Origin of the sequence: Herbidospora yilanensis, from assembly GCF_001570565.1 — a bacterium.
Lineage (GTDB): Bacteria > Actinomycetota > Actinomycetes > Streptosporangiales > Streptosporangiaceae > Herbidospora > Herbidospora yilanensis.
The window spans coordinates 22,028-34,957 of record NZ_BBXE01000015.1; the positions used below are offsets into that span (position 1 = coordinate 22,028).

A 12,930-nucleotide genomic window follows, 5' to 3' on the forward strand; every position below is an offset into this window, starting at 1 on the left:
CGTCGGCGCCATGATCTCCAGAACACTGGCGGTGGCCGCCGCCGGCCTGACGCTGGCGGCACTCGTCCCCTCCCCGGCCGCCGCCGCTGCCCCCGGCACCAAATCGGTCCACCTGCGCAACGGCCTCACCGTCAAGATCCCGGCGACCTGGAAGGTCTACAAGGTCGCCAAGGACTACACGCGGGTGGTCACCGGCGCCTGCCCGACCGCGGGCACCAGGAACTTCGGCTACCGCGACTCCGGGTGCCGCAGCTTCTGGGTGTTCGGCCCGGCCGCGATCAGGGTCGGCCACGAGACCTTCAACGCCTACGAGCCGAGCCGCCCCTACAGCCCGGCGACCGACGTCGGCCCGTGCGTCTATGACAAGAAGTTGTGGATGGGCTCGTTCAAGACCAAGCCCGTCGTCAAGGGCTACCGGCTCGTCGGCGCGGGCCACAACGCCCACTACCGCGAGTGGAAGGGCAGTTGCATGTACGGGCCGCCCAAGTACGATTTCGCGGGCGGTTTCACCCAGCGTGAATGGTATCTGCCGACGTCCAAGATCCTGATCGTCGACCAGTGGAAGACGCCGGGCCTGGCGTCCATCCTCAGAAACTCGACCTGGAACTGAGCAGGCCGCCGGCCGCGAGGCCGAGCAGCGCGGGGGCCAGCAGGAACGCCGCGTGGGTGCCGAAGGCGTCACCGAGGGCGCCGAGCACGAACGGCCCGGTGCCCGAGCCGACCCCCGCCCACACCGACGCGATCCCGCTGGCCTGGTCGGGCCGGCCGCCCGAGGTCTCGATCATCCGGGTCAGGCCCAGCGGGAACAACATGCCGATCCCGGCGCCGCTGATCGCCAGGCCGATGTAGCCGACGGCCACGACGGTCGTCGACCAGAAGATCGCCCAGCCGACCAGGGAGACGGCCATGGTGCCGAGGAAGACCTGCCAGACCGGGTAGCGCAGGGTGAGCGCGGCGCCGCCGAATCGTCCGGCGGCGATGCCGCAGAGCATGGCGGTCAGGCCGGTGGCCGCCTCGGCCAGGGTCAGGCCGGTCCGCTGCGAGAACAACTCGGCGGCGAAGAGGTTGAAGGTGAACTCGGTGGCCACGCAGCAGAGCAGCACCGCGCCGGCGAAGTGGAAGCGCCAGCTGAAGGGCTTCTTCGTCCGGGCCGCCGCGTGCTCGGCCGGGGCCTCGGGGAACCAGTTGCGGCCCATCGTGAACGCGAGCACGGCGGTGGCCACGACCGGGATGAACATGGCCGCCCGCCAGCCGAGCACCGACTCGGCCAGCAGGCTGAACGCGTAGGTCGCCGGGATGCCCGCGAGCACGCCGACCGCGTTGGCCTCGCTGATCGACGCCGGTCCGGCCGGGCCGTGGTGGTCGCTGAGGGCGGCCATGGAGACGTACAGGGCGATGGCGGCGAAGCCGCTGGCGATGGTGTAGCCGGCCAGGGTGAACGGGAGTGTCTGGCCGAGGCCCACCAGCAGCATGCCGGCGTTCATGCCGCCGATCCCGATCCATACGGCGGCGCGCCGGCCGTGGCGGCGGGTCAGCCAGGGCAGCGCCAGGCCGGTGAGGATGCTGCCGACGGCCATGCCGGTGCCGTGGAGCCCGGCGACCGCCTGGGTGACGCCGAGTTCGGCGCGCAGGGTGGGGAGCGCCGACGAGAGACCGTAGAGGTAGGTGGCGAAGGTCGCCAGCATCAGGTAGACGAACCAGGTGGGCCGGTCCCTCGTGAACGTGATCGCAGGCGTGGACACCGGCATTTCCCCCGATATGAATCGTTATATGGGGAACCGTACAACGTCACGTCAGGGCGGCCAACTGGTCGGCGAACCACCGCTCCGGAGGCAGCGCGGTGGCCGCCCGGCGCAGCCGTGTGCAGCGTTCGGCCCGTTCCTTGTCGGGCATGACCAGGCCTTCGTGCAGGGCCGCGGCGGTGCCCGAGACGTCGTAGGGGTTGACCAGAAGCGAGTCGGGGCCGAGCTCGGCCGCCGCGCCCGCCTCGCGCGAGAGCACCAGCACGCAGCGCGGCGACAGGATCGGGCCCTCTTTGGCGACCAGGTTCATGCCGTCGCGGATCGGGTTCACCAGCAGCACGTCGGCCATCCGGTAGGCGGCCAGGGAGCGCGGATAGTCGTCTTGCATGTTGAGGATCAGCGGGTCCCAGTCGTCGGTGGCGTACTCGTCTTCGATCTCCTTGGCGCAGCGCTGCACGGCCGCGGTGTATTCGCGGTATTCGGGCAGGTCGTGGCGCGAGGGATAGGCGAAGGCCAGATGGACGACCTTGCCGTGCCACTCGGGATGCTCGGCCAGGAACTCGCGGTAGGCGAGCATGCCGCGCACGATGTTCTTGGACAACTCGGTGCGGTCGATGCGCACGATCAGCCGCCGGTCGCCCACCTGCTCCTTTATCGCCAGCATGTGCGACTCGACGTCGGGCTCGAAGGCGCGGGCCACCAGCGCGTCGCCGTCGACGCCCAGGGCGTGCACCCCGATCCGGGTGAGGCGGCCCTCGAACTCCACCGTCTTCGCGGCCCGGTCGACCCGGGCGTCGAGCACCGCCTCGCAGCAGTCCATGAACGCCGCCGCCCACCGGTCGGTCAGGAACCCGGCGTGGTCGGCGCCCAGCACGCCCTGGAGGATCTCGGCCGCGATGCCGTCGGGCAGCAGCGAGAAGTACTCGGGCGGGGCCCACGGGGTGTGGGAGAAGTGGGCCACCCGCAGGTCGGGCCGGTCGACGCGGAGCATCGCCGGGGCCAGCGTCAGGTGGTAGTCCTGGATCATCACCTTCGCGCCGTGGGCCGCCTCTTCGGCCAGGGCCAGCGCGAACGCGCCGTTGTACTCGCGGTAGGACTCCCACTCGCGGTGGAAGCGGGTGTCGAAGGTGGGCGCGAACGGGGTGTTGTAGAGCAGGTGGCTGACGAACCAGAGGGTGGAGTTGGCGACCGCGTTGTAGGCCCGGTGGAAGACGGCCGGGGCGATGTCGAGCATGCGTACCGGACCGGTGTCGTAACCCGCGCGGTCGATGCGGCCCTCGGGGGCGAGCCGGACCGCGCTGCGGTCGCCGTCGGTGAGCGCGGCGCAGACCCACAGATGGTCGTCACCCCGGGCGACCTCTGACAATCCGGACACCAGACCGCCGCCGCCTCTCCGCATCGTCAGCGCGCCGTCATCCGAGAGGATGAACGAGACGGGCCCGCGGTTGGAGGCGATCAGCGTTGAACTCACGGTGGGCACACCCCAGATGGCCGGAGGACTAAGGAAAGATGTCGTCGGCAATAGGATGTCAGGAAACCCCCGGCCGCCGAAGAATCGGGGCAGTCAATGCCGCTTGACGAGACCACCGAGGAACTGGCCCGCACCGCCGCCACCGGCGACCACGTCGCCCTCGGCGAACTGCTGCGCCGCGTCGAACCCGACGTGCTGCGCCACTGCGAACGCCTGCTCCCCTACCGCCAGGACGCCGAAGAGGCCTGTCAGGACACGCTGCTCGCGGTGGCCCGCAACATCGGCCGCTTCGAGGGGCGCTCCCGGTTCTCCACCTGGCTCCACATCGTGACCGCCAACTGCGCCCGCACCACCTACCGCACGCTCAAACGGCGCGCGGCCGAGCAGTCGAGCGACGAACTGGCCGAGCAGCGGCCCGACCCCCACCGGGTCAGCGTGATCGCCGGCGCCCGGCTCGACCTGCTCGACGCCATCGAGGCGCTGGAGGCCGAAAAGCCCGATCTGGCCCGCGCGCTGGTGTTGTGCGACATCGTCCAGCTCGACTACTCCGACATCGCCGCGCAGCTCGGCATCCCGCTCGGCACCGCCAAGAGCCGCATCCACCAGGCCAGGAAGCACATCCAGGCCTCGCTCGGTGACGGTTATCTCGGTAGATGAGATGCCGATTCGGACTCTGAGGGGCCCGAGGTACAGTTTTCAGGACAACTGAATATTTGCTCATCCAGAGGGGTGGAGGGACCGGCCCTGCGAAGCCCCGGCAACCCTTCCGACTCAACTCGCTACGGGGCGAGGCCGGTCGGAACAGGTGCCAATTCCGGCCTGTGATCAAGGCGGTCGCAGGCGAAGATGAGGGAAAGGCCTCGCTTCATGGCGCTCAACCACGACTTCGGACCCGCCGTCGCCCTCTCCTGCCGCGAGTGTGGCGCCCGTTACGACCTCGGCCCGATCTTCGCCTGTCAGGACTGTTTCGGGCCACTTGAGGTGGCGTACGACTTCGGGACCGTCAGCCGCGAGGACATCGCCGCGGGCCCGGCCAACATCTGGCGTTACCGGGCGCTGCTGCCCGTGCCGGCGAACGTCGCCGACAAGCCCAACCTCCAGCCCGGCTGGACCAAGCTCCACCACGCCGGGAACCTCGGCGCCGAGCTCGGGCTGCGCGACCTCTACGTGAAGGACGACTCGGGCAACCCGACCCACTCGTTCAAGGACCGCGTCGTGTCGATCGCGGTCGAGGCGGCCCGCAACTTCGGGTTCACGACGCTCTCCTGCTCCTCGACGGGCAACCTCGCGGGCGCCGTCGGCGCCGCCGCCGCGCGGGCCGGGCTCGACTCGTGCGTGTTCATCCCGTCGAACCTCGAAGAGGCCAAGATCGTCGTCGCCAGCGTGTACGGCGGCAGGCTCGTCGGCATCGAGGGCACCTACGACGAGGTCAACCGCTTCTGCTCCGAGCTCATCGGCGACCCGCTGGGTGAGAAGTGGGGCTTCGTCAACGTGAACCTGCGGCCCTACTACGCCGAGGGCTCCAAGACCCTGGCCTACGAGATCGCCGAGCAGCTCGGCTGGCGCATCCCCGAGCAGATCATCATCCCGATCGCCTCGGGCTCCCAGCTCACCAAGATCGACAAGGGCTTCAAGGAGCTCATCGCGCTCGGCCTGGTGGAGGACACCCCCTACAAGATCTTCGGCGCGCAGGCCGCCGGGTGCTCGCCGGTGTCGGCCGCCTACAAGGCCGGGCACGACGTCGTCCGCCCGGTGAAGCCCGACACGATCGCCAAGTCGCTGGCCATCGGCAACCCGGCCGACGGGCCCTACGTGCTCGACATCGCCCGGCGGACCGGCGGCGCCGTGGAGGACGTCACCGACCCCGAGATCGTCGCCGCGATCCGCCTGCTGGCCCGGACCGAGGGCGTGTTCGCCGAGACGGCGGGCGGCGTGACGGTCGGGGTGCTGCGCAAGCTCACGGAGGCCGGGGTGATCGACCCCGACGCCACCACGGTCGTCCTCAACACGGGCGAGGGGCTCAAGACCCTCGACGCCGTCCAGTCGGAGGCCCGCCCGACGGCTGTCATCCGTCCGTCTCTGGACGCCTTCCGTACCGCTTTCGCCAACTGAACTAACGGTTCGTTAAGGAGAGTCAACAATGAGTGTTTCTGTGCGGATTCCGACGATTCTCCGTACGTACACGGGGGGCGCGGCCGAGGTGGCCGGCGAAGGGGCGACGCTGCGCGAGGTGTTCGAGAAACTCGACGCCGACTACCCCGGCATCGGGGCCAGGATCCTCGATGAATCGGGCAAGGTGCGGCGTTTTGTCAACGTCTACGTCGGAGAAGAGGACGTCCGATTCTCCGAAGGTTTGGACACTCCAACCCCTGCGGGGGTACAGATTTCGGTGATCCCCGCCGTAGCCGGAGGGTGACCTTCCGCAGCCTTTCCCACACCCACGTACTCCTACAGTGCGTGGGTGTTTCTATGTTTACCTGCACTTCTATCGTTATCGAAGCTTAATGAGTGCCATGGCATATGGTGCAATTCTCAACCAACCAATCTCTAACCGAAAAAGAAGCCCTCTCGCTTTGGGCGAACGACAGCGAGTCAGGGGCCGATTGACTCTGTTGTCCCACGCCTTGCCATGTGTATGGTCGAGAACGATCGACGTGGCCGGGCGCTGTGAACCTGCCCTTAAAGGGGCGTCACTCTTCCGGTGCGAAAGGTCACGGACCCAGCGGTGGAATGGGCGGGTCCGTTGCCAGGCCCAGCAAGAGGAGTCGGAAAGTGGCGCAGGGCACCGTCAAATGGTTTAACGCGGACAAGGGCTACGGCTTCATCGCGGTAGACGGTGGTAAGGACGTTTTCGTCCATTACTCGGCAATCATGATGGACGGCTACAAGGCCCTCGAGCAGGGCCAGCGTGTCGAGTTCGACATCACGCAGGGACAGAAGGGCCCGCAGGCGGAGGCTGTCCGGACCGTCTGATCCCCCGACCGCGAACCTTTTCGGCCACTCCCGCGTGAGCGGTTGAGAAGGGATCGGCTGTAACCCCCAACCCCACAACCCCAGCGACCTGGAACCCGGCTCGCAGCCTGCGGGCCGGGTTTCTGCTGCCCGACCTCGCCTGACCTGCCCCTCCCGGTCTTCGGCTTGCACTCGCGTGGGTAGAGTGCTAAACAGTTGGTTGGCACTCCCCGGCCGGGAGTGCCAACAACACGGATCGAGGCGATGGGGCCTGCCAAGGGTGTGCGGGCCTTGCCGTCGCGGGCGTCGGCTCGGTCCCTCTTTTCGAAGCCACCCTCTACTGGGAGGTCCAGCCTTATGGCAGCCAAGATGATCGCGTTTGACGAGGACGCCCGGCGCGGTCTCGAGCGCGGCATGAACCAGCTCGCCGACGCCGTCAAGGTGACCCTCGGCCCCAAGGGCCGAAACGTCGTGCTGGAGAAGAAGTGGGGCGCCCCCACCATCACCAACGACGGTGTCTCGATCGCCAAGGAGATCGAGCTCGAAGACCCGTGGGAGAAGATCGGGGCCGAGCTCGTCAAGGAAGTCGCGAAGAAGACCGACGACGTCGCGGGTGACGGCACCACCACCGCCACCGTGCTCGCCCAGGCGCTGGTGCGCGAGGGCCTGCGCAACGTCGCCGCCGGCGCCAACCCGATGTCCCTGAAGAAGGGCATCGAGGCCGCGGTCGAGCGCGTCAGCGAGGAGCTCTCCAAGCTCGCGAAGGACGTCGAGACCAAGGAGCAGATCGCCTCCACCGCCTCGATCTCCGCCGGTGACGTCGAGATCGGCGAGCTCATCGCCGAGGCGATGGACAAGGTCGGCAAGGAAGGCGTCATCACCGTCGAGGAGAGCAACGCCTTCGGGCTCGAGCTTGAGCTCACCGAAGGTATGCGCTTCGACAAGGGCTACAACTCGGGCTACTTCGTGACCGACCCCGAGCGCATGGAGGCGGTCCTGGAGGACCCCTACATCCTCGTCGTCAACTCGAAGATCTCCGCCAACAAGGACCTGCTGCCGCTGCTCGACAAGGTCGTGCAGGCCGGCAAGCCGCTCCTGATCATCGCCGAGGACGTCGAGGGCGAGGCCCTGGCGACCCTGGTCGTGAACAAGATCCGCGGTCTGTTCCGCTCGGTGGCCGTCAAGGCCCCCGGCTTCGGCGACCGCCGCAAGGCCATGCTGGGCGACATCGCCACGCTGGCCGGCGGCCAGGTCATCTCCGAGGAGATCGGCCTCAAGCTCGAGTCGACCACGCTCGACCAGCTCGGCCGCGCCCGCAAGGTCGTCGTCACCAAGGACGAGACCACCATCGTCGACGGCGCCGGTGACGCCGAGGCGATCGCGGGCCGGGTCAACCAGATCCGCGCCGAGATCGACAACACCGACTCCGACTACGACCGCGAGAAGCTCCAGGAGCGCCTCGCCAAGCTCGCCGGCGGCGTCGCCGTCATCAAGGCGGGCGCGGCCACCGAGGTCGAGCTCAAGGAGCGCAAGCACCGCATCGAAGACGCCGTCCGCAACGCGAAGGCGGCCGTCGAAGAGGGCATCGTCCCCGGCGGTGGCGTGGCCCTGCTGCAGGCCTCGGCCAAGGCGTTCGACAAGCTGGAGCTGTCGGGCGACGAGGCGACCGGCGCCGCGATCGTGAAGAAGGCGCTTGAGGAGCCCCTGAAGCAGATCGCCGTCAACGCCGGCCTTGAGGGCGGCGTCGTGGTGGAGAAGGTCCGCAACCTGACTCCGGGTGAGGGCCTCAACGCCGCGACCGGCGAGTACGTCAACATGTTCGACTCGGGCATCATCGACCCGGCGAAGGTGACGCGCTCCGCGCTGCAGAACGCCGCTTCGATCGCGGCCCTGTTCCTCACCACCGAGGCCGTCATCGCCGAGAAGCCGGAGAAGAACCCGGCTCCCGCGGGCGGCGGCATGCCCGGCGGCGGAGACATGGACTTCTAAGTCCATCTCGCACCACAGATGAGGCGGTCCCTTCCGGGGCCGCCTTCTTCTGTTTCAGAAGTGCCGCACCCAACGGCCCCACTGTTCCTGCAGGACGTATCCGGTCGCCGCCCAGGCGGGGTGGGCTTCGGTGTTGTCGTGCAGGACCATCGCGTCGACGCGGAACGCGCCGAACGCCTGGAATCGCTCCTCGGCGGCCGTGATGAGCTGCCGGGCGATGCCCCTGCGGCGGGCTTCGGGCGCGACCGCGAGCCGGTAGAGGTGGGCCCGCCAGCCGTCCCAGCCGGCGATGACGGTGCCGGCGACGACGCCGTCGAGTTCGTACACGAGCAGCGCCTCGGGGTCGCGCTCGATGAGCGCGGCCACCTTCGCGGGGTCGTCGTGGCGGTCGGTGCCCTCGGCGGCGGCGACCCAGAACTTCAGGATCGCCTCGACGTCGGCCAGGGTGGCGGGGCGGATCACAGCGCCTCCGGGAGCGGCTTGGCGTGCACCACGGTCAAGGTGGTGACCGCTCGGGTCAGGACGACGTAGAGGCGGGCCAGGCCCCTCGGTTCGGCGTCGACGATGTCGGCCGGTTCCGCCACCACGACGTGGTCGTACTCGAGACCCTTCGCCAGGCCCGCCGGCACGACGAGCACCCTCGCGCCGTCGCCGTCGGGGCCCAGGACCGGCGCGCCCAGGGCGGTCGCGACGGCCTCGGCGTCGGCGTCGCGGACGATGACGCCCACCGAACCCTCGCCCGCGGCGCTCACGGCGTCTCTCACGGCACCGAGGACATCGGAGGTCTCCACCAGCCTCAGGGATCCCGCGCCGGGACGCAGCGAGCGCGGCGCGGCCAGTTCGGGGGCGATGCCGGGGAGCAGGCGGGCGGCGTAGTCGAGCACCTCGCGCGGGACGCGGAAACCGAGGGTCAGCTCCGTCACCAGACCCTCGGCGAAGCCGAGATGCGTCAGCACGGTCTGCCACGAACGCGCCGACCACGGCGTGGTGCCCTGCGCGAGGTCGCCCAGGATGGTCGCCGAACCGGTCCGGCAGCGGCGGCCGAGCGCGCGCAGTTGCATCTCCGACAGGTCCTGCGCCTCGTCGACCACCAGGTGGCCGTGGGAGGGGGTGCGGTCCATCAGGTCGGCCAGCTCGTCGAGCAACGCTCCGTCGGCGCCGCTCCACTTCGCGCTCTTGTGGGACTTGTAGGGCTTCGTCCAGAGAAGCGCACTCTGCTCCTCGGGCGTCAGGTCGTCCTTGGCGGCCCTGGCCAGGAACTCCGGGTCGGCCAGCAGCCGGAAGAGCACCTGTTCCGGCACGAGCTTCGGCCAGACCTGGTCGACGACGGCCTTGACCGGCTTCGAGCGCGCCACCGCGTCCTGCACCCGGTCGTCGGGCGACTCCCCGCGCCGTTCCATCTGCACCAGCACCTGGTGGGCCAGCCGCTGGGCCAGCGTCGCCCGCCCGGGGTTGTAGCGGGTGGCGCCCCGCAGCGCGGCCACGATCTCGCGCACCTCGTAGTCGGCCACGCGGTAGCGGTTGGCCCCCTTGGTGACCAGCACCCCCTCGACCGGCTTCACCACGTGGAGCCACAACGCGCGCTTCAGCACCCGCGCCATCCGCGCGTCGCCCTTGACCGCCGACACGGCGGGTTCCTCGGGGTGGGCGTGCTCTCCCAGGATGCCCGCCACGGTCGTCTGGTCGACCTTCACCTCGCCGAGCGCGGGCAGCACCGAGGAGATGTAGGACAGGAACGCGCGGTTAGGGCCCACGATCATCACGCCGGCGCGAGACAATTTCTCGCGATGGGTGAACAGCAGATAGGCCGCGCGGTGCAGACCCACCGCGGTCTTCCCGGTGCCCGGCGCCCCCTGGACGCACACGGTCACGCCGAGGTCGGCGCGCACGATCTCGTCCTGGTCGGGCTGGATCGTCGCCACGATGTCGCGCATCGGGCCGGTGCGCGGGCGCTCGATCTCGTCGGTCAGGATGCGCGAGGGGCCGAGGTCGCCGCCGTGGGCCAGGTCCTCGTCTTCGAACGCGGTGAGCTCGCCACCCTGGTAGCCGAACCGGCGACGCCGGTCGACGCCCATCGGCTCGGCCGGGCTGGCCTGGTAGAACGCCCGCGAGACGGGCGCGCGCCAGTCGATCACGAGCGCCCGGCCGCCGCCGTCGTGGACGTGCCTGCGGCCGACGTACAGCACCGGCGGGAGGTCGTCGGCGCCGTCGCGGTCGAGGCGGCCGAAGAACAGCGGAGTGTCGGGGTGGTCGGCGAGCGCCGCGACGCGCTGGTCGAGCAGACCCTGGAGCACCTGCCGGGAGACCCAGTCGCCGGCCATGTCCGACGACAACGACTGCGCGTGCTCCCGCATGGCGCGCAGGGCCGCCCGCGACTCGTCGAGGTGCCGCCGTTCGTCCGCGAGGTCGTCGGCTGGCGGTATGTCGGGGGCGAGGGTGTGCTGGGGCATGACGGAGTGCCTCCTGCCGGAGTGGTTCGGGTGGGCGAACGGGCCAGCTTAGTCGGCCCTCCGGGCCAGGCCAAAAGGTTTATGGGCCGACTGACTCGCGTCGTGGCTGGGTAGGGCAGCAGAGGTGTTCCGTGGCCCGATCCCGCTCCCGCCCGCGCTGCCCGCCGCCGTCATGGTGCTGCTCGCCGCGCTCTGGGGTCTTTCCGTGTACGCGGGCTGGGGTCTGGAGGCGTTCTGCGCCAGCGGCGAACCGGCCGACGACTGCGGCGGCCGCATGGCCCTCGTGACGGCCGTCTCGTCGTTGTTCGCGGTCGTCGCGACGGCGCTCACGATCGGCGCGTGGTTGACCTGGCGCGCGCGTCTTCTCGTGTACGCAATCGCCGCATGGATGGGCGCGGAAGGCGTACTATTCGTCGGAGGTCTGGTCGCGCAGTAATCTCGCGAATACCCTCCGAAGTCTTAATCAATCGGTATGGGAAAAGCCCTAGAAAGGCGCGGCAAATCAGGTGATTGCCCAGGACAATGGGGGTATGCCCGAACCTGGGCGTTGATGCCATCTTTGGCTGTGGGGGCCAAGGGCGCGAGGGGGTGATGAGGTTGTCTCGGGCCTACGGAATTTCGTGGACTTAAGCATGTTTTCTAAGTGGACCCGGCGGGAGTTGTCCCGCCGGGTCTTTTGTTTACGCCAAGACGTCGTCGGCGTCGATGATCTGGTAGGCGTAGCCCTGCTCGGCCAGGAAACGCTGCCGGTGGGCGGCGAAGTCCTGGTCGACGGTGTCGCGGCTGACGATGGAGTAGAACCGGGCGCCCCCGCCGTCGGCCTTCGGCCGCAGCACCCGGCCGAGGCGCTGCGCCTCCTCCTGGCGCGACCCGAACGTGCCCGACACCTGGATGGCGACCGCCGCCTCCGGCAGGTCGATGGAGAAGTTCGCCACCTTCGACACGACGAGGACCTGCAGCTCCTTGTCGCGGAACGCCTGGAACAGCCGCTCGCGCTCCTTCACCTTGGTCTCGCCCTTGATGACCGGCGCGTTCAGGTGCTCGCCGAGTTCGTCGAGCTGGTCGATGTACTGCCCGATGACCAGGATCTGCTCGCCGGCGTGCTTCTTCACCAGCGCCTCGGTGACACGCAGCTTCGACGGCGTCGTGGCGGCGAACCGGTAACGCTCGTCGGTGTCGGCCATCGCGTAGGCGAGCCGTTCGTCGTCGCGCAGCGTCACCCGCACCTCGACGCAGTCGGCCGGGGCGATGTAGCCCTGGTTCTCCATCTCCTTCCAGGGCGCGTCGTAGCGCTTCGGGCCGATGAGGGAGAACACGTCGCCCTCGCGGCCGTCTTCGCGCACCAGCGTGGCCGTCAGGCCCACCCGGCGGCGTGCCTGGAGGTCGGCGGTCATCCGGAAGATGGGGGCGGGCAGGAGGTGGACCTCGTCGTACACGACCAGACCCCAGTCGCGTGCGTCGAACAGCTCCAGATGCCGGTAGACGCCGCCGCGCTTGGACGTCATCACCTGGTAGGTCGCGATGGTGACCGGGCGGATCTCCTTCTTCGTCCCGGTGTATTCGCCGATCTCGTCTTCGGTCAGGCTGGTCCGCTTGATCAGCTCGGTCTTCCACTGGTGGACGCTCACCGTGTTGGTGACCAGGATCAGCGTGGTCGCCTGCGCGTGGGCCATGGCCGCCGCGCCGACGATCGTCTTGCCCGCGCCGCACGGCAGCACGACCACGCCCGAGCCGCCGTGCCAGAACGCGTCGGCGGCCTCCTTCTGGTAGGGCCGCAGCGACCAGCCCTCTTCAGTGAGGGCGATCGGGTGGGCCTCGCCGTCGACGTAGCCGGCCAGGTCTTCCGCCGGCCAGCCGAGCTTCAGGAGAAGCTGCTTGATGTTGCCGCGCTCGCTCGGGTGGACGGCCACCGAGTCGCCGCCGAGCCGCTCGCCGACCATCGGCTGCACCTTCTTGGCGCGCAGCACCTCTTCGAGCACCGCCCGGTCGTTGCTGGTCAGCACCAGCCCGTGGACGGGGTGCTTCTCCAGGCGCAGCCGCCCGTAACGGGCCATCGTCTCGGCGACGTCGACCAGCAGCGCGTGGGGGACGGGGTAGCGGCTGAACCCGATGAGGGCGTCGATCACCTGCTCGGCGTCGTGCCCGGCGGCCCGCGCGTTCCAGAGGGCGAGCGGGGTGACGCGGTAGGTGTGGACGTGCTCGGGCGCGCGTTCGAGCTCGGCGAATGGCGCGATGGCCCGTCGGCACTCGTCGGCGCGCTCGTGGTCGACTTCCAGCAGCAGGGTTTTGTCGGACTGGACGATGAGCGGCCCGTCGTTCACGGGTG

12 protein-coding genes and 1 riboswitch are annotated in these 12,930 nt (G+C 69.2%); of the genes, 7 read left to right on the plus strand and 5 right to left on the minus strand.

The genetic code is table 11. The features are described from left to right. The first annotated feature begins 10 nt into the window (after window positions 1-10). Window positions 11-610 (plus strand): hypothetical protein, encoded by a 600-nt coding sequence (locus AW273_RS06405; RefSeq protein WP_157555602.1) that lies wholly within the window; start codon window positions 11-13, stop codon window positions 608-610. On the opposite strand, the gene AW273_RS06410 is transcribed toward AW273_RS06405, so the two are convergent. After that, complete coding sequence (locus AW273_RS06410; RefSeq protein ID WP_198168030.1) at window positions 588-1,742, minus strand: MFS transporter; 1,155 nt, start codon at window positions 1,740-1,742, stop codon at window positions 588-590. The genes AW273_RS06405 and AW273_RS06410 overlap by 23 nt on opposite strands. A 46-nt stretch (window positions 1,743-1,788) precedes the next feature. Next, window positions 1,789-3,213, minus strand: coding sequence for an alpha,alpha-trehalose-phosphate synthase (UDP-forming) (locus AW273_RS06415; RefSeq protein WP_083949592.1), 1,425 nt, complete (start codon window positions 3,211-3,213; stop codon window positions 1,789-1,791). A gap of 96 nt (window positions 3,214-3,309) precedes the next feature. Between AW273_RS06415 and AW273_RS06420 the strand changes: the two genes are divergently transcribed. The 5 genes from AW273_RS06420 (at window position 3,310) to groL (ending at window position 8,154) form a co-directional block, all read left to right on the plus strand. Beyond that, window positions 3,310-3,870, plus strand: a complete 561-nt coding sequence (locus AW273_RS06420) for an RNA polymerase sigma factor (RefSeq protein ID WP_030452171.1) — start codon at window positions 3,310-3,312, stop codon at window positions 3,868-3,870. Window positions 3,871-3,927: 57 nt separating this feature from the next. Then, window positions 3,928-4,066: riboswitch (SAM riboswitch) on the plus strand. Between the two features lie 14 nt (window positions 4,067-4,080). After that, the gene (thrC, locus tag AW273_RS06425; protein ID WP_232327121.1) at window positions 4,081-5,325 is read left to right on the plus strand and encodes a threonine synthase; all 1,245 of its coding nucleotides are present in this window, start codon (window positions 4,081-4,083) and stop codon (window positions 5,323-5,325) included. 28 nt (window positions 5,326-5,353) lie between these two features. Next, the gene (locus AW273_RS06430; protein WP_062338680.1) at window positions 5,354-5,629 is read left to right on the plus strand and encodes a MoaD/ThiS family protein; all 276 of its coding nucleotides are present in this window, start codon (window positions 5,354-5,356) and stop codon (window positions 5,627-5,629) included. 356 nt (window positions 5,630-5,985) lie between these two features. Next, on the plus strand, window positions 5,986-6,186 hold the full coding sequence (locus AW273_RS06435; protein ID WP_030452168.1) for a cold-shock protein: 201 nt from the start codon (window positions 5,986-5,988) through the stop codon (window positions 6,184-6,186). Between the two features lie 336 nt (window positions 6,187-6,522). After that, a complete protein-coding gene (gene groL, locus AW273_RS06440) occupies window positions 6,523-8,154 on the plus strand; it encodes a chaperonin GroEL (protein ID WP_030452167.1) in 1,632 nt (543 codons plus the stop codon). 54 nt (window positions 8,155-8,208) lie between these two features. Here the strand turns inward: groL and AW273_RS06445 are convergent, their stop codons facing one another. Together AW273_RS06445 and AW273_RS06450 are read right to left on the minus strand one after the other, a co-directional pair. Then, window positions 8,209-8,616, minus strand: a complete 408-nt coding sequence (locus AW273_RS06445) for a GNAT family N-acetyltransferase (RefSeq protein WP_062346238.1) — start codon at window positions 8,614-8,616, stop codon at window positions 8,209-8,211. Further along, window positions 8,613-10,604, minus strand: coding sequence for a HelD family protein (locus tag AW273_RS06450; protein ID WP_062346240.1), 1,992 nt, complete (start codon window positions 10,602-10,604; stop codon window positions 8,613-8,615). The genes AW273_RS06445 and AW273_RS06450 overlap by 4 nt, the downstream gene beginning before the upstream one ends. Window positions 10,605-10,728: 124 nt before the next feature. Here AW273_RS06450 and AW273_RS06455 point away from each other — a divergent pair, with 124 nt between their 5' ends. Beyond that, window positions 10,729-11,040 carry a hypothetical protein gene (locus AW273_RS06455; protein WP_062346243.1) on the plus strand — a complete coding sequence of 104 codons (312 nt, stop codon included), beginning with the start codon at window positions 10,729-10,731 and terminating at the stop codon, window positions 11,038-11,040. 244 nt (window positions 11,041-11,284) lie between these two features. Here AW273_RS06455 and AW273_RS06460 read toward each other — a convergent pair whose 3' ends face one another. Continuing rightward, window positions 11,285-12,925 carry a DNA repair helicase XPB gene (locus tag AW273_RS06460; protein WP_062346245.1) on the minus strand — a complete coding sequence of 547 codons (1,641 nt, stop codon included), beginning with the start codon at window positions 12,923-12,925 and terminating at the stop codon, window positions 11,285-11,287. Window positions 12,926-12,930: the final 5 nt, after the last annotated feature.

Excerpts from the sequence above, each read along its gene's own strand:
- AW273_RS06405 (WP_157555602.1), top strand. The coding sequence starts at position 11 with ATGATCTCCAGAACACTGGCGGTGGCCGCCGCCGGCCTGACGCTGGCG.
- AW273_RS06420 (WP_030452171.1), top strand. The coding sequence starts at position 3,310 with ATGCCGCTTGACGAGACCACCGAGGAACTGGCCCGCACCGCCGCCACC.
- thrC (WP_232327121.1), top strand. The coding sequence starts at position 4,081 with ATGGCGCTCAACCACGACTTCGGACCCGCCGTCGCCCTCTCCTGCCGC.
- AW273_RS06430 (WP_062338680.1), top strand. The coding sequence starts at position 5,354 with ATGAGTGTTTCTGTGCGGATTCCGACGATTCTCCGTACGTACACGGGG.
- groL (WP_030452167.1), top strand. The coding sequence starts at position 6,523 with ATGGCAGCCAAGATGATCGCGTTTGACGAGGACGCCCGGCGCGGTCTC.
- AW273_RS06450 (WP_062346240.1), bottom strand. The coding sequence starts at position 10,604 with ATGCCCCAGCACACCCTCGCCCCCGACATACCGCCAGCCGACGACCTC.